We start from the raw sequence: 17,201 nt of genomic DNA on the forward strand, positions 1-17,201 counted from the left end.
ATCCCATGGGCGCCACTGTCGACTGGTTGCGCACCACCACCCCCGGGTTGCTGGTGCTGTGCGGTCTCGCGATCGCCGTGCTACTCATCGCCATCATCAAGGTCAAACTGGAGCCGTTCGTCGCGCTGCTGCTGACCGGTCTGTTGCTGGCACTCGCCGCGGGGCTACCGGTCGCCCAGATCGTCGGCACACCGCTGAAAGCCGGTGAGTCACTGCTGGAAACAGGCTTCGGCGGCATCCTCGGGCACATCGCGGTGATCATCGGTCTCGGCACCGTACTCGGCGCGATCCTCGAACGATCCGGCGGCGCAGACGTTCTCACCGACAAACTCTTGAAGTCGTTCGGCGAGAAGGGTGCTCCCGTCGCGATGGGTCTGCTCGGCCTCATCTTCGGCATCCCCGTCTTCTTCGACATCGGCATCTTCGTCCTCGCGCCGCTGGTGTATGTCGCGGCCAAGCGCGGCGGTCGCTCGCTGGTGCTCTACGCCATGCCGATGCTGGCCGGTCTGTCGATGACGCACGCGTTCCTGCCCCCGCACCCCGGTCCCGTCGCGCTCGGCGGTCTGCTCGGGGTGAGCCTGGGCTGGCTGATCCTCATGGGATTCGTCTGCGGCATCCCGGGTTTCCTCGCCGCGGGCATCGCCTGGGGTACCTGGATCGGTAAGCGGGTGCAGGTCGAGGTGCCTGCCGAGTTCGTGCCGCTCGAGCCAGAGGGCAACGGCCTGAACAAGGCTCACGACAACGGTGAGATCGGGGGAACCGGCGGGATCGCGGTGGTGACGAAGTCGCCGCCGTCGGTGGCGCTGATCGGGTCGATCATCGCGATTCCGCTGGTGCTGATCCTCGGCGCGACCTTCGGTTACCAACTGCTGGACAAGGATTCGGCCCTGCTTCAGGTGCTCACCTTCTTCGGCACGCCCGCGGTCGCGCTGCTCATCACGGTGCTGGTGGCGTTCTACCTGCTCGGCATCCGGCGCGGCTCGACGGTGCAGGAGCTGAGCACCATCACCGCCGAATCGCTCAAGCCGGTCGGCATGGTGCTACTGGTGGTCGGCGCGGGCGCGTTCTTCGGCAAGGTCATCTCCGCCACCGGTATCGGCACCGCGCTGGCCGACACCATGTCCGCGGCCGGACTGCCGGTGATCGTGCTGTCCTACCTGATCAGCTGCGGCCTGCGGATCGCGCAGGGCTCGGCGACCGTCGCGATCGTCACCACCGGCGGCATCGTCGCGCCGCTGGTGGCCGAGCAGGGCTACTCGCAGATGTCGATCGCGCTGATCGCCATGGCGATCGCGGCGGGATCGATCATCGCCAGCCACGTCAACGACGGCGGTTTCTGGATCATCGCCAAGTACTTCAACATGACGGTCAAACAGACGCTCCAGACCTGGACCGTGCTCGAAACCATCTTGTCGGTGGTGAGTTTCGCGGTGGCGGCGGTGTTGTTCGGCGTCGTCAGCTGAGGTCGGCGGTCAGCGCGCCGACCAGTCGTTCGAGTGCGGCGCGTGGATCGGTTTCGGTTCCCGCGCCGCCGAGCCGGTGCACGACGACGCCGTCGAGGTAGTCGACCAGGATTGTCGTGTCCCCGGCGGCGATGCCGACTTGGGCTGCCATCTCGATCGCCCAGTCCCGGAGCCGCCGATGCCCGCGTTGCAGTGATTCGTGCAGCGCGGGCATTGTCTGTGCCTCGCTGAACAGCGCGAATCGTGCCAGGGTTCGCGCACGATCGGGGCCGGTGGCATGCAGGATGAACCGGGCCAGGCCCTCGACGAGGTGCTCGACGGTGACTGGGCCGAGCAGGCGGTTCAGTGCCTCCCAGTCGGCGCGGTCACGGTCCTCGAGCCGTTCGGCGACGCCGATCAGCAAGGCCTCGCGCGTACGGAAGTAGTTCGAGGTCGATCCGGTGGGGACAGCGGCGGCCTCGTCCACCGCGCGGTGGGTCAGCGCGCGCAGACCGCGGGTGCCTAGCAGGTCGATCGCGGCGTCGAGAATCTCTTCACGTCTGGTGGCCACGCGAGTCATACTACGCCCGTAGTGACACGCACTACATCAGTAGTGAATCTCACTACAACAGTAGTACGGTGAGCCGGTACCTGCAACGAGGGAGTACGCGATGTCCACAGCAATCGTCGTCGGTGGCGGAATCGGGGGACTGGCTACCGCGCTGGCCTTGACCCGCAGGGGCTGGTCCGTCGAGGTCTTCGAGCGTGCACCCGAGGTCGCCGAGGTCGGCTCGGGAATCTCGTTGTGGACCAACGCGTTGCGGGCGCTCGACGCGCTCGGTGTCGGTGCGGCGGTGCGCGAGCAGGCGATCGAGGATGTCTCGGCCGGGATTCGGACCGCACGGGGCCGGTGGCTCTCGCGCACCGATGTGGCGACGATGCGTGCGCGATTCGGTGCTCCCGTGGTGATCCACCGCGCGGCCTTGCTCGACATCCTGCGCGCTGCGATCCCCGATCGTGTGGTGCGGACAGGCATTTCGGTGACGGAAGCGGGAACCGACGGTTCGGTGGTCCATTCCGGCGGTGTGGCGACCGCGGATCTGGTCGTCGGCGCGGACGGCATCCGCAGCGTGGTCCGCCGCGCGGTCTGCGGCGATGTGCCCGCTCGCTACGCCGGCTACACCGCGTGGCGTGCGGTGGTCGATATCGACGAACCGCTGACCGAGTTCGGTGAGACATGGGGTCGTGGAGCGCGTTTCGGGATGGCACCGCTCGCCGACGGGCGGGTCTACTGTTTCGCCGTCTACAACGCGCCCGAGAACGCTCCGGGCTCGTTCGCAGAGGTTCGTGCCCTCTTCGCCGACTGGCATCACCCGATCCCCGCACTGCTGGCCGCCGCGGACGAGAACGCGGTGCTGCACAACGACATCTACGAGCTACCTCCGCTGCGAACCTTCACGGCCGGTCGCATCGCCCTGGTCGGCGACGCCGCCCACGCGATGACGCCGAACCTCGGGCAGGGTGGGTGCCAGGCGCTCGAGGATGCTGTGGTGCTGGCGCGGCTGGCTGGGAAACCCGACGGGTTGGCGCGGTATGACCGGGAACGTCGTCCGCGGACGCAGATGATCGCCGCGCGGTCCGCTCGCATCGGCACAATCGGTCAGTTGTCCGCAGCACCGCTGGTTGCCTTGCGCGACACGGCATTACGGATCACGCCGACATCGGTTTCCCTCCGTGCGATGGGCGAGATTCTGGACTGGACCTGCTGAGACGCCCGACCGTGCCGGTCAGGCCGACGGGTGGTAGCGCGCGTGCATCGCGGCCGCCGTACCTGCCATCGCGGTGCGCAGTTCGGGTGGATCGAGGACTTCGATGTGTTCGCCGAGGGGCAGCAGCGCGTGCGCGAGGATCTCGTACGACTCGCCGGGGACGGTGATATCCACCCAGCCATCGGCGTCGGGCGTGCCGATCGACGTGAGCGCCTGGCGCACCGCGGCCGGGTCGTTCATCAGCCGGAGCAGGGTCAGGTGGTCGGCCGAGATCCGGCACCGCGCGCTGACGCGCAGGATGGACCGGGCGAATTCGTCGGCCGACTCCTGCCAGTGCGCGGCCAGTTCGAAATCGGCAGGGCGGGTGAAGGATTCGCCGGTCGGCACGGCGGTGGCGATGCGGCTCACCCGGTAGGAGCGGATATCGGCGCGGTCGCGCGCGATCAGATACCAGGTGCCTGCCTTCATGACCAGGCCCAGCGGGTCGAGGACACGGTCGGCGGCTTTGTCGTGCCGGCGGTAGCTGATGGCCAGGCGGCGGTCGTGCCAGAGCGCATCGGCCACAGTGGCGAGCGTGGGCGTTTCGTCCGGGCGGTGGAACCAGCCCGGCATATCGATATGGACGCGTTCGGCGATGCGGGTCGCGCGGCCACGCAACTCGGGTGGAAGCGCGGCGAGCATCTTGAGCTGGGCGGTGGCGAGGACAGTGCCGAGCCCGAGGTCGGCGGCCGCGCCGGGCAGCCCGGCCAGCAGGACGGCGTCGGCTTCGTCGGAGGTGAGACCGGTGAGCCGGGTCCGATAGCCGTCGATCAACCGGACGCCACCACCGCGCCCCGGCTCGCTGTACACCGGAACGCCCGCCGACGACAGCGCCTCGACGTCGCGGTACACGGTGCGCACCGACACCTCCAGCTCCCGCGCCAGCTCGGCCGCGGTGGCCCCGCCGCTGGCCTGCAACAGGAGCAGCAGTTGCACCAGCCTGCTCGCTCGCATGTTCTCGAGACTAGCCGGTGAACTTGACACAGGATGTCAACGTTTGGTCGTACCGTTCGAGCTATGACCACGTGGAGCCAGTTCACCGAGGAAGCGCCGAGTATCTCCGCCCTGTTCCTGCGCAGGCACCAGGCGACCGGCAACCTGTGCATGCTCGGCACCCTCCGGGCCGACGGATCACCGCGGATCAGCCCGATCGAGCCGACCGTCTTCGAGGACATGCTGGTCCTGGCCGGCATGCCGAACACCCGCAAATTCGACGACCTCGCCCGCGACCCCCGCTTCTGCCTGCACACCGCCACCGTCGACACCAATGTCTCCGACGGCGACGCCAAACTGTTCGGCACCGTCACCGACCTCCCGGACGAAGCCGTCCACGCCCGCTTCGCCCAGAAACTGTTCGACGACAAAGGTTTCGACATCCGCGGCATGAAGTTCGATCACTTCTACATCGCCGACCTCACCGGCGCGTCGACGGTCGAAGTCGAGGACGACCACCTGAACATCACCGTGTGGAAGCCGGGCGCGGGCGAACGGGTCGTACGGAAGGACTGAGCTCGCTGCGAGCGGCCCGGATTATGTTCTGGCGGGGCCGGGATCGGCAACGGGGGTGTTTGCCTCCGCGAGGACAGCCTGGATCCTCTGATAGTCGGGTGCGGTCGACAGCTCGCCGGTGTCTCCGCGCAGAGAGCGGGCCAGGCCGATCGCGGCGCCCAGCGCGGCACGGTAGAGGGCCGACCCGGTACTGATCCGGCGGACACCCAGCGCTGCCAGGGCGTCGACGTCCGGTCCCACGGGCGAATAGAGGGTGTTCAGGGGGAGCGGGGTCGCGCCGACCAGCGTGGTGAGCGTGGCGGAGTCGGTGACTCCGGGAACGAACAGTCCGTCCGCGCCCGCCCCGGCATACAGCCGCGCACGGAGCAGCGTCGACTCGCGGTCGACGCCGAACCAGTGCGTGTCTGTGCGGGCGTTGACGAACAGCTGCGGCACACGTGCCTTGACGGTGTGAATGAGATCGGCCTGCCGCTCAGGCTCCGCCAGTTCGGTATTGCCGCGCCCGTCTTCGATGTTGATACCCGCGACACCGAGCTCGGCCAGCCGCGCGACATAGTCGGCCACTTCCTCGTGGTCGTCGGCGAATCCGGCCTCTATGTCGATACTCACCGGCACCGGGAGCCGCGTCAATCGTGCAGCCAGAGTGAAGGTTTCGTCAGCGGAAGCGGCTCTGCCATCGGGCAGTCCCGCGGCCGCGGCAACGCCCAGACTGGTGGTGGCGATCGCGGGGAACCCTGCGTCGACGAGCAGCGCGGCCGAGGTGAAGTCCCACGCGTTGGGTAGGACAAGGGGGCGGTCACCGTGATGGAGGGGGTCCGCGGAAGAACGAGAGATCGGCGTCCATGAGTTCCTTCCAGGTCGTGCCCGCTTTGGTCCGGCCGAGCCCGTGGTAGACGAGTTCGATGAACAACTGTGTCTCGTCCTGGTCTCCGGCTTGCCGGAAAGCCTCGGCCACAGATTTCAGTATCGCACCGATGTGCGGTTGGCGGGCGTGGGTAATGGCGGACAGCGCTGCCAGCGGCGATGCATCGCCTCATGCCGAGCGCTGACCATGCGCGGCACCGTACCGCCGATCGAATAGTTGTTCGAAATCCCAGGCGATTCCCCGAATCTGGGCATGTCGGGCCTCGCGAGCGTGTCCATGTCGCGCGATCAAATGTATGAGCTCGGTAGCGAATTCCTGCTGCGGCGCAGGAATTCGCGTTCGACCTCGTTGGCGGTAAGGGCGATGGCCGCGTCGTAGGCGGCTGCCGCTTCGGTGAAACTTCCTTCGCGGCGGAGGAGATCGGCGCGGATGGCGTGGAAGCGGTGGTGGTTCGGGAGGTCGATGGTCGACAGTTCGCGCAGGGCCGCGGTGGGGCCATGGACTTCGGCGAGGGCGACGGTGCGGTGAAGGGCGACGACGGGGGTGGGGGTGAGGGTGTGGAGGTGGGTGTAGAGGGCGAGGATCTGGGGCCAGTCGGTGGCGGCCGCGGTGGGGGCGTCGGCGTGGACGGCGTTGATGGCGGCCTGGAGTTGGTAGGGGCCGGGGGCATTGCGGCGCAGGCATTCTCGGAGCAGGGACTGGCCTTCGGCGATCAGGTCGCGGTTCCAGCGGGTGCGGTCCTGATCGCCGAGGAGCACGAGGTGATCGCCGTCGGTGCGGGCCGCGCGGCGGGATTCGGTGAGCAGCATGAGGGCGAGCAGGCCGAGGACCTCCGGTTCGCCGGGCATGGGTTCGGTGAGCAGGCGGCCGAGCCGAATCGCTTCGGCGCACAGGTCGGCGCGAATGAGTTGTGGGCCCGCAGTGGCCGAATAGCCTTCGGTGAAGACGAGATACACGACCGCCAGGACGGCGGGCACTCGCGCGGGAAGCTCGGAATCGGCGGGCACCCGGTAGGGGATCCGCGCGTCGCGGATCTTTCCCTTGGCGCGCACGAGCCGTTGCGCCATCGTCGATTCCGAGACCAGGAACGCGCGCGCGATCTCATCGGTGGTCACACCGCCGAGCAGCCGCAGCGTCAACGCCACCCGCGCGGCCGGAGCCAGCGCCGGATGGCAGCAGGTGAAGATCAGCCGCAGCCGGTCGTCAGGGAAGCTGTCGGTGGGCTGGCCCGGATCCGAGTGCAGAAGAGCGGCTTCGGCGTGGCGGTCGGCGCGGGTGGCCTCGCGGCGCAGCCGATCGATCGCACGATTGCGGGCGGTGGTGATGATCCACCCCGCCGGGCTCGGCGGGACACCGTCGACCGGCCAGCGCACGACCGCGGCGGCGAACGCCTCCTGCACCGCGTCCTCGGCGACCCCGATGTCACCGAAGACGCGGATCAGGGACGCGACCGCACGGCCGTAGTGCTCGGCGAACACGGCCCCGATCACCGGGGTGTCCATCTAACTGTGCGCCACCGGTCGCACCTCGATCGGCAAGGTGAGTACCGCGGCCAGCTTGCCCGCCCACTCCAGCGCCTCGTCCAGATCGGCGGCCTGGATGAGGGTGAAGCCGCCGATGTGCTCGGTGCCCTCGGCATACGGCCCGTCGGTGATCAGCACGTCACCCTCCTTCGCCCGCACGACGGTCGCGGTGCTCGGCTCGTGCAGGCCGACCGCGAACACCCACGCCCCGGCGGCGCGCATGTCGTCGTTCAGGGCGGCGAGATCGTCCATGATCGCGTCGATAGTGTCCGGCGCGGGTCCGTCGGGCTGATAGATGGACAGCAGGTACTGCTTCATGATCGTCCTTTCGTCGATGGTGCCGGTGCGCGACCGGTTCATCTCCTATACGAACGCGATGCCGCCGAATCGACAGCACGGGTGACCCGATTCTCGCCCGGACGCCAGCGAGGTTTCCGGGATCGGCCGATCCGCTGTGCCACGATGAGGCGATGGAGCTGCTCGCTTCCGCCGCCGTGGACGGTCCGTCGCCGATCGTGTCGCTGTTCTGGATCGCACTCGTCGCGGTGGCGGCTCCGCTGCTCTCGCGCGCACTGCGCGGCTATGTGCCGGACGTGGTCATCCTGCTTGTGGCGGGCACGATTCTGGGACCCTTCGCGCTGGGCTGGGCCACCGCCGAGGGCGGCGTCGACCTGATCAAGGAACTCGGCCTCGGCATGCTGTTCCTGCTGGCCGGGTACGAACTGGACCCGAAGTTGCTCGGCGGCCGCTCGGGACGCGTGGCCTGGCTGGTGTGGCTGGCGGGTCTGATGTTCGCGTTCGGGCTGGTCACCGTCCTCGCGAGCAGCGAATCGACCACCAATCACATCGCCGTCGCCATCGCGATGACCTCCACCGCGCTGGGCACCCTGCTGCCGATCGTCAAACAGGCGGGCCTGCTCGACACCCCACTGGGCCGCGCGGTGCTGGCGCACGGCGCGGTCGGCGAGCTCGGCCCGATCGTGGCCATGTCGGTGCTGCTGAGCAGCCGCAATGTCGGCGCCGCACTGATCGTGCTCGTGCTGTTCGTCGTGGCGGCCCTGCTGGTCGGGCTGATTCCGCTGCGCCTGTTCAGTCGCGTCCCCGATCTCGGCGCGGCGCTGGCCAGGATGGACGGCGGCACCTCCCAGCTGCCGGTGCGCGGGTCGATCCTGCTGCTGCTCGTGCTCATGGTGGTCGCCGAACGCTTCGACCTGGACGTGGTGCTCGGCGCGTTCGCCGCGGGCATGGTGCTGCGCAGGCTCATCGCGGCGGGTCATCCGCGCGTCGACGAGCAGCTGGAGACCATCGGCTACGGCCTGCTGATCCCGGTATTCTTCGTGGTGTCGGGGATGGGGATCGATATGTCGGCGGTGGCGGGACAGCCGCTGCTGTGGGCGTCGTTCGTGGCCGCCATCGCCGTCGCCCGCGGCCTGCCCGTGTGGTTGAGCGAACGGTACGTCCCGCACGGGCGCAACCTGGAGTCACCGCGGGAGCGGGCTCAGCTCGCGCTGTTCGCGGCCACCGGCCTGCCGATCATCGTCGCCGTCACCCAGGTGGCCGTCTCGACGGAGCTGATGACCGGCGACACGGCCTCGGTCCTGGTCGCCGCCGGTGCGACGACGGTTCTGGTGTTTCCCCTGGTAGCGCGGCTGATCGGGCCCAAGGTGCCGGTCGCGACCGCACCTGCCCATGAATGAGCTTGCACAATCGTGCATAATCATCACATGGTTGATTCGTCGGGAGGACCCGCCTTGCGGGTGGCGGTTGCCGGTGCGAGTGGATACGCCGGTGGCGAAGTGTTGCGTCTGCTGCTGAACCACCCCGAATACCGAGCCGGGCGCCTCGAGATCGGGGCGCTGACCGCCGGATCCAACGCGGGCACCGCGCTGGGCGCGCTCCAGCCGCATCTGCTGCCGCTGGCCGACCGGATCCTGCAGGAAACCACCCCCGAGGTCCTGGCCGGCCACGACATCGTCTTCCTCGGCCTGCCGCACGGCCAGTCCGGCGCCATCGCGCAGGCGCTGCCCGAGTCCACGGTGATCATCGACTGCGGTGCCGACTTCCGGCTCACCGATGCCGCCGCCTGGGAGAAGTACTACGGCAGCGCCCACGCGGGCAGCTGGCCGTACGGTCTGCCCGAGCTGCCCGGCGGCCGGGCGGCGCTCACCGGCGCGCGGCGGATCGCCGTGCCCGGCTGCTACCCGACCGTGTCCAGCGTCGCGCTGGCCCCGGCCGTCGCCGCAGGCATCATCGAGCCGGCCGTGAACGTGGTCGCCATCAGCGGCACCTCCGGCGCGGGCCGCAAACTCGACGTCGGCCTGCTCGGTTCCGAGGTGATGGGCAGCGTCCGCGCCTACAGCATCGCCGGCGCGCACCGGCACACCCCCGAGATCGCGCAGAACCTGAAGGCGGCGGGCGGCGTCGACGTCGCGGTGTCGTTCACCCCCGTCCTCGCCCCGATGCCGCGCGGCATCCTCGCGACCTGCACTGCCCCGGTGAAGGTGGACGCGGCCGAAGCGCGCGCGGTCTACGAAAAGGCCTACGCCGACGAGCCGTTCGTGCATCTGCTGCCCGAAGGCGTACTGCCGCAGACGGGTTCGGTGCTCGGCTCCAACGCCATCACCCTGCAGGTCACCGTCGACACCGACGCGGGTCTGCTCGTCGTGATCGGCGCGATCGACAACTTGACCAAGGGCACCGCGGGCGCCGCGGTGCAATCGATGAATCTGGCCGTCGGATTCGACGAGACCGCAGGACTTTCCACCGTAGGAGTGGCACCGTGACGACCCCTGATCCGCACACGACGGACCATGGCAATTTGATCCACACCCAGGGCGTCACCGCCCCGCTCGGCTTCCGCGCCGCGGGTATCGCGGCGGGCATCAAGGCCAGCGGCAAGCCCGACCTCGCGCTGGTGCTCAACGAGGGCCCCGAATACGCCGCGGCGGGCGTGTTCACGAGCAACCAGGTCAAGGCCGCGCCGGTGCTGTGGTCGCAGCAGGTGCTGAAGTCGGGTCGCGTGCGCGCGGTCATCCTGAACTCGGGCGGCGCGAATGCGTGCACCGGCCCCGGTGGCTTCCAGGACACCCACCAGACAGCCGAGGAACTCGCTGCGGCACTGAGCAATTGGGGCACCGAGACCGGCGCGGGCGAGATCGCGGTCTGCTCGACCGGCCTCATCGGTGACCGGCTCCCGATGGACAAGCTCATCCCCGCCGTCACCGAGATCGTGCACGAGATGGGCGGCGGCATGTCCGGCGGCTCCGATGCCGCTCACGCCATCATGACCACCGACACCGTGCCGAAGGAATCGGCGTTCCACCACGAGGACAAGTGGAACGTCGGTGGCATGGCCAAGGGCGCGGGCATGCTCGCCCCGTCGCTGGCCACCATGCTCGTCGTGCTCACCACCGACGCCGTGGCGACCCCCGAACAGCTCGACCAGGCGCTGCGCAAGGCCACCAAATACACCTTCGACCGGCTCGACGTCGACGGTTCCTGCTCCACCAACGACACCGTGCTGCTGCTGGCCAACGGCGCCAGCGGCGTCGCGCCGTCGCAGGAGGACCTCGACGCCGCCGTCTTCACGGTGTGCGACGACCTGGCCGCCCAGCTGATGGCCGACGCCGAGGGCGTCACCAAGCGGGTGCGGGTCACCGTCACCGGCGCGGCGTCCGAGGAGGAGGCGCTGACCGTCGCCCGGGCCGTCGCTCGCGACAGCCTGGTCAAGACCGCGCTGTTCGGCTCCGACCCGAACTGGGGCCGGGTGCTCGCCGCCGTCGGTATCGCCCCGGTGACGCTGGACCCGAACCGGATCGCGGTGTCGTTCAACGGCAATCCGGTCTGCGTCGACAGTGTCGGCGCGCCCGGCGCCCGCGAGGTCGACCTGTCCGGCGAGGACATCGACGTGCTGATCGAGCTCAATGTCGGCGAGGGCACCGCGATGGTGCGCACCACCGACCTCTCGCACGCCTACGTCGAAGAGAATTCGGCCTACAGCTCATGAGCAGCGGTGTGGTGCAGTCCCTTTCGGCGCTGGACAAGGCGCATGTGCTCGCCGACGCGCTGCCGTGGCTGCAGAAGTTCCGCGACAAGATCGTCGTCGTGAAGTACGGCGGCAACGCCATGATCGACGACGAACTCAAGGCCGCCTTCGCCGCCGACATGGCGTTCCTGCGCACCGTCGGCGTGCATCCGGTGGTCGTGCACGGCGGTGGCCCGCAGATCAACGCCATGCTGAAGAAGCTCGGCATGGCGGGCGAGTTCCGCGGCGGCTTCCGCGTCACCACCCCCGAGGTGATGGACGTGGTGCGGATGGTGCTGTTCGGCCAGGTCGGGCGCGAGCTCGTCGGGCTGATCAACGCGCACGGGCCGTACGCGGTCGGCATCTCCGGTGAGGACGCGCATCTGTTCACCGCGACCCGGCGCACCGTCACCGTGGCGGGCGTCGCCACCGATATCGGCCTGGTCGGCGACGTCACCGAGGTCAACCCCGGTGCCGTGCTCGACCTGATCGACGCGGGCCGCATCCCGGTGGTCTCCACCATCGCCCCCGACGCCGACGGCGTGGTCCACAACATCAACGCCGACACCGCCGCCGCCGCGCTGGCGGAGGGGATCGGCGCGGAGAAGCTCGTCGTCCTCACCGACGTCGAGGGCCTCTACACCGACTGGCCCGACCGGTCCTCGCTGACCAGTGAGATCGACGCGACGGCGCTGGCGGAGTTGCTGCCGCGCCTGGACGCGGGCATGGTGCCGAAGATGGAAGCGTGCCTGCGCGCCGTCCAGGGCGGGGTGCCCAGCGCCCACGTCATCGACGGGCGCGTGCCGCATTCGGTACTACTGGAGTTGTTCACCGGAGAAGGAATCGGAACGATGGTGACCGCATGAGTGAAGTAGAGAAGCTGCAGCAGCGGTGGTCGGCCGCGATGATGAACAACTACGGCACCCCGAAGGTCGCGCTGGTGCGCGGCGCGGGCGCGGTGGTCTACGACGCCGACGGCAAGCGCTACGTCGACTTCCTCGGTGGCATCGCGGTGAACAGCCTCGGCCACGCCCACCCGGCCATCCTGGAAGCGGTCACCCAGCAGCTGGGCACGCTCGGCCACGTGTCGAACATCTATGCCAGCGAACCGGTGATCGAGCTGGCCGAGAAGCTGCTCGCGCACTTCGGCAACGGTGAGGGCAAGGCGTTCTTCTGCAACTCCGGAACCGAGGCCAACGAGGCCGCGTTCAAGATTGCCCGGCTGACCGGCCGGTCCAAGATCGTCGCCGCCGAGGAGGCCTTCCACGGCCGGACCATGGGCGCGCTCGCGCTGACCGGTCAGCCGTCGAAGCGGGAGCCGTTCGCGCCGATGCCGCCCGGCGTCGTGCACGTGCCCTACGGTGACGCGGACGCGCTCGAGCGGGTCGTCGATTCCGACACCGCCGCGGTGTTCCTCGAGCCGATGATGGGCGAGAGCGGTGTGGTCGTCCCGCCGTTCGACTACCTGGCGCGGGCGCGCGAGATCACCTCGCGGGCGGGCGCACTGCTGATCCTCGACGAGGTGCAGACCGGAATCGGCCGCACCGGAACGTTTTTCGCGCATCAGGCGGCGGGCATCGTGCCCGACGCGATCACCCTGGCCAAGGGCTTGGGCGGTGGCCTGCCGATCGGCGCCGTGCTGGCGCAGGGCCGGGCGGCCGAACTGCTCACCCCGGGCCTGCACGGGACGACCTTCGGCGGCAACCCCGTATGCGCCGCCGCGGCCTTGGCGGTGCTGCGCACGATCGACTCCGAAGATCTTCTCTCCCATGTGGAATGGGTCGGCAAGAAGCTCAGCGACGGCATCGCGCTGCTCGAGCATCCCGAGATCGATTACGTGCGCGGCGCGGGTCTGCTCATCGGCATCGTGTTGAAGAACGACATCTCGGCCTCTGTGGACGAGCGGGCGCGGGAGGCGGGCTACCTGATCAACCCCGCCAAGCCCAACGTGATCCGGTTGGCGCCGCCCCTGGTGCTCACCGAAACCCAGGCCGACAACTTCGTCGCCGACCTGCCCGAGATTCTCGACAAGGCCGCCGCCGATGCCGACGAACGAGCCGAGCAGCACCGCAGCCCGGATGCGAAGGGAGCGAGCAAGTGACCCTGCGCCACTTTCTGCGCGACGACGACGTGACACAGGCCGAACAGGCCGAAATCCTCGCCATCGCGGCGGAATTGAAGAAGAATCCGTTCGCGCACCGGCCGCTCGACGGCCCGCGCGGCGTCGGGGTGATCTTCGAGAAGAACTCCACCCGTACCCGGTTCTCGTTCGAGCTCGGCATCGCCCAGCTCGGCGGGCACGCGGTCGTCGTCGACGGCCGTGACACCCAGCTGGGCCGCGAGGAAACCCTCGGCGACACCGGCAGCGTCCTCTCGCGCTATGTGGACGCCATCGTGTGGCGGACCTTCGAACAGTCCCGTCTCGACGAGATGTCCACCACCGCGACGGTTCCCGTGGTGAACGCGCTGTCCAACGAGTTCCATCCCTGTCAGGTGCTCGCCGATCTGCAGACGATCACCGAACGCAAGGGCGCTCTCGCCGGCCTGAACCTCACCTACTTCGGCGACGGCGCCAACAACATGGCGCATTCGCTGCTGCTCGGCGGTGTGACGGCGGGCATGAACGTGACCGTCGCCGCGCCCGCCGGGTTCGAGCCGCTGCCGTGGATCCTGGACGCCGCCGCCAAGCGGGCCGCCGAGACCGGGGCGACCGTGACGGTCACCCACGATCCGGTGGCCGGTGCGACGGGCGCCGACGTGCTCGTCACCGACACCTGGACCTCGATGGGCCAGGAGAACGACGGCCTCGACCGCGTCGGCCCGTTCCGGCCGTTCCAGGTCAACGAGGCACTGCTCGCCGCCGCCGACCCGGAAGCCATCGTGATGCACTGCCTTCCGGCGCACCGCGGCGAGGAGATCACCGACGAGGTGCTCGACGGCCCGCACAGCGTGGTCTGGGACGAAGCCGAGAACCGGCTGCACGCCCAGAAGGCGCTGCTGGTCTGGCTGCTCGCGAAAGCCGCCGCATGAGACCGCGAACCGGGGCCGGCGCGGAGGGCTGGCGATGAGCACGGCGCCCGAGAAGGGCTCGCCCGCCATCGCCCGTACCCGCGCCGGCCGCCAATCGCGCATCGTGGAACTGCTGTCCGCGCATTCGGTCCGCAGCCAGACCGAACTCGCGACGCTGCTGGCCGCCGAGGGCATCGAGACCACCCAGGCGACCCTGTCACGTGACCTCGACGAACTCGGCGCGGTGAAACTGCGCGCCGCCGACGGTGGCGCCGGCGTCTACGTCGTCCCCGAGGACGGCAGCCCCGTCCGCGGCGTCACCGGCGGCACCGGCCGCCTCTCCAAGCTCCTCGGCGACCTCCTGGTCTCCACCGACGCCAGCGGCAACCTCGCCGTCCTGCGCACCCCACCCGGCGCCGCCCACTTCCTGGCCAGCGCCCTCGACCGCGCCGCCTTGCCCTACATCGTCGGCACCATCGCCGGCGACGACACCATCGCCGTCATCGCCCGCGAACCCCTCACCGGCGCCGAACTGGCCGCGAAAATCGAACGCCTGGCCTGACCGGGGCATTGTTCGGCAGCCGGTCCTGGTATCCAACGATGGACGCATAAAGTTAAGTAACGATGCTGCTTAGCTAACGCTGACGGCTCAGCGGCCTCGCCGGTTATTCCCTGGCGGCGCCCGGGGGCCAGACGATGTCGACGGGGATGGCTCGGGTGTGGGCGAGGGCTACGACGGTGGCAGTGCCGCCGCGGGCGCCGTGGTCGCCGTCCCAGACTGCGATGAGGCGGTCGCAGTGGTCGAGGAGGACTTTGTTGGCTGCTTCGTAGGCGGCTCGGCCTGCGTCGTCGAAGTCCATTACGCGCGCCGTGTGGGCTTTGGCGAGGAGGTTGTCGAAGCGGGGGAGGTCGTCGGGCTTTACCTGGGCTGTTCGATAGTTTCGGGAGGGCAGCACAACCTCCAGTCGGCCGCCGTGGTCCAGGACCGCCTCCGCGAAGACCGAGTCTGCGCCGCGGGCGAGGCAGGTGATGCCGACCAGGTCGGGGATATCGGCGAGGAGGGCCGACAGGGCGTCCCGGACCAGGGGTTCGGTGGCGGCGGTGATATTCATGTGTCCGGTCACGCTGATCCGCATTCGTCCATCATGCCGGGTGTGCGACGGCTGGCGTCGCCGTGCCGGTCCGTGGCTGTGTCAGCGCGCGATGAGGCGCCGTCATGACATGCCAGAGCAGCAGAGAGATCGTCCAGGTGAAGCCCATGCCCTGGGCTGCGCCGACGATCGTGTGGCGGATGAGGTCGTAGGTGCTGGTTCGGGTGACCGGGTTGTCGGCGGCCGAGGCGGCAGCGGCGACGGGTGTGAGAAGAAGAATGGTGAGGACCGCGCGGCGCCACGGGGCGGGCATGGTTGGTGGGTGCCGGCGAGTGCGGCGAGCGAGGACATAGGCGAGCACTGCCGTGCCGACCAGCGACGAGGCGTAGCCGAGCACGTTGTAGGCCTTGTGTGGTTCGAAAATCGGAGCGCGCAACAGATCCCAGTGCTGAACCGCGAAACCTCCTGTCTGCGTGAAGGAATCCCACACAATGTGGGTCGTCGCGCCGAGAGCGAGGGCGATGATCGTCGACGATGCTCGATGCCAGGCGCCGCGATGAACCGGTGCGGACAGTGCGACGCGATAGGGGAGTAGGGCGGCAGCAGGCCCGGCGGAGAGTCGGAAGGCCGACAGCAGCGCGAGCCCGATCACCAGATCCCAGCCGAGGACGCCGAGCGGCGAGTGGGTTGTGCTGCCGCTGACCGGAATCGGCAGGTAGTAGACGGCATCCGGGGCCACCGATCCGGCGATCAATGCGGGCAGTGTAAGGAATCGGCGACACGGCAGCACAGCCAGCGGGTGGGCGAGCGTGAACGGCACCGGCTCAACGTATTCCGCGGATGCAGAGGAGCTGTGGCGCTCGTGCGGAGAGTTTGTCGCGACGCACGTGCCCACAACCCGCTCAGTTCCGTGCGTGGTCCCTGGCGGGCAGGGCGACTCTGGTCAGGCGTACGACTGTCCACGCGCCCGCGCCCGCTGCCAGCGCCGCGCAGGCCAGGAGGATGGCCGCGGTGACACCGTAGGCCACCCACGAGGGCACCAACTGCTCCAGCCCACGTACCAGTGCGGCCAGGGCGAAGGCACCGCCGATCACCGCGGCGACGGTGGCGACGGTGAGCGTCAGGGCCGCAGCGATCGCCAAGCGCAGCCGTCCCGCGAGGATCGCGGCAATGGTGGTGGCCTGACGGCGTATCCGGCGCGCGACCGGCGTGCGCAGCACATTGTGGAGGGTGGAGTCCGGTCGCGGCAGGGTGGTCTGGTGGCTCATGGCGAAGTCCTGTCGATCAGTGGGCGAGCATCGGGGAGCTGACTTTGCTGACCAGCCAGCGGTCGGCGTCCTTGCGGAGTGACATCGTCACCGAGAGCTGGCCGGGCGCGGGTACGCCCTTGGTGCCGAGGCTGGTGATCGTCTGATTGATGACGGCGACGGCCTGGGCGGTGGTCTCGTCGGCGGATTCGATGGCGCACTGAACGTTGCCGACGGTGGAGACGACTTGCCCCTGGGTCAGGACATCGCGCAGATCCTTGCTGGTGGCGTCGAATTCGGTCTTCCAGTCGCCGGTGGCGCCCGCCAGGACCGCGGCGAAATAGGTGTCGAGATTCTTGGCGTCGTAGCGGGCCAGGACCGGGGCGTAGGCGCAGGCCGCCTGCTGGGCGGCGGCGCGAGCGTCCTCCCGCGAACGGATCCGGTGATTGTCCACGGCCAAGTAGGAGGCGACACCGACCGCGACCAGAGCGACCATCGAGACCAGGGTGACGGTGCGGCCCAGCGTGATTCGACGCGTGATGCCCGCCTGGTCGATCCTCGACTCGGCACCGGCCTCGGGCACGATCGGCTCATCGGCGGCGACCGGTTCGCTGTCATTACGTTCGGTGATGATCGGATCGTCGGTCGACTGCTCGTCGGTGGTCATCGGTACGTCCTCGGTA

At 69.0% G+C, this 17,201-nt stretch carries 20 protein-coding genes; 10 read left to right on the plus strand and 10 right to left on the minus strand.

The features are described 5' to 3' along the window. Positions 1 to 5: 5 nt before the first annotated feature. Complete coding sequence (locus tag IEY60_RS31040) at positions 6 to 1,463, plus strand: GntP family permease (protein ID WP_189034066.1); 1,458 nt, start codon at positions 6 to 8, stop codon at positions 1,461 to 1,463. Here IEY60_RS31040 and IEY60_RS31045 read toward each other — a convergent pair. Then, on the minus strand, positions 1,456 to 2,013 hold the full coding sequence (locus tag IEY60_RS31045; RefSeq protein WP_189034067.1) for a TetR/AcrR family transcriptional regulator: 558 nt from the start codon (positions 2,011 to 2,013) through the stop codon (positions 1,456 to 1,458). The two genes, IEY60_RS31040 and IEY60_RS31045, sit on opposite strands and share 8 nt — an antisense overlap. Positions 2,014 to 2,113: 100 nt before the next feature. Between IEY60_RS31045 and IEY60_RS31050 the strand changes: the two genes are divergently transcribed. Further along, complete coding sequence (locus tag IEY60_RS31050) at positions 2,114 to 3,211, plus strand: FAD-dependent monooxygenase (protein WP_189034068.1); 1,098 nt, start codon at positions 2,114 to 2,116, stop codon at positions 3,209 to 3,211. Positions 3,212 to 3,229: 18 nt separating this feature from the next. Here the strand turns inward: IEY60_RS31050 and IEY60_RS31055 are convergent, their stop codons facing one another. After that, on the minus strand, positions 3,230 to 4,204 hold the full coding sequence (locus IEY60_RS31055) for a helix-turn-helix transcriptional regulator (RefSeq protein ID WP_189034069.1): 975 nt from the start codon (positions 4,202 to 4,204) through the stop codon (positions 3,230 to 3,232). 63 nt (positions 4,205 to 4,267) lie between these two features. Here IEY60_RS31055 and IEY60_RS31060 point away from each other — a divergent pair, with 63 nt between their 5' ends. After that, positions 4,268 to 4,759: a pyridoxamine 5'-phosphate oxidase family protein gene (locus tag IEY60_RS31060; RefSeq protein ID WP_189034070.1), complete on the plus strand. Its 492-nt coding sequence runs from the start codon at positions 4,268 to 4,270 to the stop codon at positions 4,757 to 4,759. A gap of 21 nt (positions 4,760 to 4,780) precedes the next feature. Here IEY60_RS31060 and IEY60_RS31065 read toward each other — a convergent pair whose 3' ends face one another. The 4 genes from IEY60_RS31065 to IEY60_RS31080 form a co-directional block, all read right to left on the minus strand. Beyond that, positions 4,781 to 5,593, minus strand: coding sequence for an isocitrate lyase/PEP mutase family protein (locus tag IEY60_RS31065; protein WP_189034139.1), 813 nt, complete (start codon positions 5,591 to 5,593; stop codon positions 4,781 to 4,783). Further along, entirely contained in the window at positions 5,556 to 5,714 is a 159-nt protein-coding gene (locus tag IEY60_RS31070) for a hypothetical protein (RefSeq protein WP_189034071.1), read from the minus strand. Before IEY60_RS31070 ends, IEY60_RS31065 begins: the two co-directional genes overlap by 38 nt. 197 nt (positions 5,715 to 5,911) lie before the next feature. Next, positions 5,912 to 7,126 (minus strand): RNA polymerase sigma factor, encoded by a 1,215-nt coding sequence (locus tag IEY60_RS31075; protein ID WP_189034072.1) that lies wholly within the window; start codon positions 7,124 to 7,126, stop codon positions 5,912 to 5,914. Beyond that, positions 7,127 to 7,465 (minus strand): YciI family protein, encoded by a 339-nt coding sequence (locus IEY60_RS31080; protein WP_189034140.1) that lies wholly within the window; start codon positions 7,463 to 7,465, stop codon positions 7,127 to 7,129. Positions 7,466 to 7,617: 152 nt separating this feature from the next. Between IEY60_RS31080 and IEY60_RS31085 the strand changes: the two genes are divergently transcribed. From IEY60_RS31085 to IEY60_RS31115, 7 genes are read left to right on the plus strand one after another with little or no spacing between them, the layout of a single operon-like run. Further along, a complete protein-coding gene (locus IEY60_RS31085; RefSeq protein ID WP_189034073.1) occupies positions 7,618 to 8,844 on the plus strand; it encodes a cation:proton antiporter in 1,227 nt (408 codons plus the stop codon). Positions 8,845 to 8,871: 27 nt separating this feature from the next. Continuing rightward, positions 8,872 to 9,930, plus strand: a complete 1,059-nt coding sequence (argC, locus tag IEY60_RS31090) for an N-acetyl-gamma-glutamyl-phosphate reductase (RefSeq protein WP_189034074.1) — start codon at positions 8,872 to 8,874, stop codon at positions 9,928 to 9,930. Next, on the plus strand, positions 9,927 to 11,153 hold the full coding sequence (gene argJ / locus IEY60_RS31095) for a bifunctional glutamate N-acetyltransferase/amino-acid acetyltransferase ArgJ (RefSeq protein ID WP_229740283.1): 1,227 nt from the start codon (positions 9,927 to 9,929) through the stop codon (positions 11,151 to 11,153). The genes argC and argJ overlap by 4 nt, the downstream gene beginning before the upstream one ends. Further along, positions 11,150 to 12,037, plus strand: coding sequence for an acetylglutamate kinase (gene argB, locus IEY60_RS31100; protein WP_189034075.1), 888 nt, complete (start codon positions 11,150 to 11,152; stop codon positions 12,035 to 12,037). Before argJ ends, argB begins: the two co-directional genes overlap by 4 nt. Continuing rightward, positions 12,034 to 13,272 (plus strand): acetylornithine transaminase, encoded by a 1,239-nt coding sequence (locus tag IEY60_RS31105; RefSeq protein WP_189034076.1) that lies wholly within the window; start codon positions 12,034 to 12,036, stop codon positions 13,270 to 13,272. Before argB ends, IEY60_RS31105 begins: the two co-directional genes overlap by 4 nt. Further along, positions 13,269 to 14,201 carry an ornithine carbamoyltransferase gene (gene argF, locus IEY60_RS31110; protein WP_189034077.1) on the plus strand — a complete coding sequence of 311 codons (933 nt, stop codon included), beginning with the start codon at positions 13,269 to 13,271 and terminating at the stop codon, positions 14,199 to 14,201. The genes IEY60_RS31105 and argF overlap by 4 nt, the downstream gene beginning before the upstream one ends. 34 nt (positions 14,202 to 14,235) lie before the next feature. Continuing rightward, positions 14,236 to 14,742, plus strand: coding sequence for an arginine repressor (locus tag IEY60_RS31115; protein WP_189034078.1), 507 nt, complete (start codon positions 14,236 to 14,238; stop codon positions 14,740 to 14,742). A 103-nt stretch (positions 14,743 to 14,845) separates the two neighbouring features. Here IEY60_RS31115 and IEY60_RS31120 read toward each other — a convergent pair whose 3' ends face one another. From IEY60_RS31120 to IEY60_RS31135, 4 genes are all read right to left on the minus strand, one after another. Further along, a complete protein-coding gene (locus IEY60_RS31120; protein WP_189034079.1) occupies positions 14,846 to 15,316 on the minus strand; it encodes a hypothetical protein in 471 nt (156 codons plus the stop codon). A gap of 7 nt (positions 15,317 to 15,323) precedes the next feature. After that, a complete protein-coding gene (locus IEY60_RS31125) occupies positions 15,324 to 16,091 on the minus strand; it encodes a DUF4184 family protein (RefSeq protein WP_189034080.1) in 768 nt (255 codons plus the stop codon). Between the two features lie 82 nt (positions 16,092 to 16,173). Further along, positions 16,174 to 16,539: a hypothetical protein gene (locus tag IEY60_RS31130; RefSeq protein WP_189034081.1), complete on the minus strand. Its 366-nt coding sequence runs from the start codon at positions 16,537 to 16,539 to the stop codon at positions 16,174 to 16,176. A 16-nt stretch (positions 16,540 to 16,555) separates the two neighbouring features. After that, positions 16,556 to 17,185, minus strand: a complete 630-nt coding sequence (locus IEY60_RS31135; protein WP_189034082.1) for an Rv1363c family protein — start codon at positions 17,183 to 17,185, stop codon at positions 16,556 to 16,558. Positions 17,186 to 17,201: the final 16 nt, after the last annotated feature.

This window comes from Nocardia rhizosphaerihabitans (genome assembly GCF_014646295.1).
Lineage (GTDB): Bacteria > Actinomycetota > Actinomycetes > Mycobacteriales > Mycobacteriaceae > Nocardia > Nocardia rhizosphaerihabitans.

Excerpts from the sequence above, each read along its gene's own strand:
- IEY60_RS31130 (WP_189034081.1), bottom strand. The coding sequence starts at position 16,539 with ATGAGCCACCAGACCACCCTGCCGCGACCGGACTCCACCCTCCACAAT.
- IEY60_RS31050 (WP_189034068.1), top strand. The coding sequence starts at position 2,114 with ATGTCCACAGCAATCGTCGTCGGTGGCGGAATCGGGGGACTGGCTACC.
- IEY60_RS31075 (WP_189034072.1), bottom strand. The coding sequence starts at position 7,126 with ATGGACACCCCGGTGATCGGGGCCGTGTTCGCCGAGCACTACGGCCGT.
- IEY60_RS31040 (WP_189034066.1), top strand. The coding sequence starts at position 6 with ATGGGCGCCACTGTCGACTGGTTGCGCACCACCACCCCCGGGTTGCTG.
- IEY60_RS31115 (WP_189034078.1), top strand. The coding sequence starts at position 14,236 with ATGAGCACGGCGCCCGAGAAGGGCTCGCCCGCCATCGCCCGTACCCGC.
- IEY60_RS31120 (WP_189034079.1), bottom strand. The coding sequence starts at position 15,316 with ATGCGGATCAGCGTGACCGGACACATGAATATCACCGCCGCCACCGAA.
- IEY60_RS31085 (WP_189034073.1), top strand. The coding sequence starts at position 7,618 with ATGGAGCTGCTCGCTTCCGCCGCCGTGGACGGTCCGTCGCCGATCGTG.
- IEY60_RS31080 (WP_189034140.1), bottom strand. The coding sequence starts at position 7,465 with ATGAAGCAGTACCTGCTGTCCATCTATCAGCCCGACGGACCCGCGCCG.
- argB (WP_189034075.1), top strand. The coding sequence starts at position 11,150 with ATGAGCAGCGGTGTGGTGCAGTCCCTTTCGGCGCTGGACAAGGCGCAT.
- IEY60_RS31135 (WP_189034082.1), bottom strand. The coding sequence starts at position 17,185 with ATGACCACCGACGAGCAGTCGACCGACGATCCGATCATCACCGAACGT.
- IEY60_RS31060 (WP_189034070.1), top strand. The coding sequence starts at position 4,268 with ATGACCACGTGGAGCCAGTTCACCGAGGAAGCGCCGAGTATCTCCGCC.
- IEY60_RS31055 (WP_189034069.1), bottom strand. The coding sequence starts at position 4,204 with ATGCGAGCGAGCAGGCTGGTGCAACTGCTGCTCCTGTTGCAGGCCAGC.
- IEY60_RS31105 (WP_189034076.1), top strand. The coding sequence starts at position 12,034 with ATGAGTGAAGTAGAGAAGCTGCAGCAGCGGTGGTCGGCCGCGATGATG.
- argC (WP_189034074.1), top strand. The coding sequence starts at position 8,872 with ATGGTTGATTCGTCGGGAGGACCCGCCTTGCGGGTGGCGGTTGCCGGT.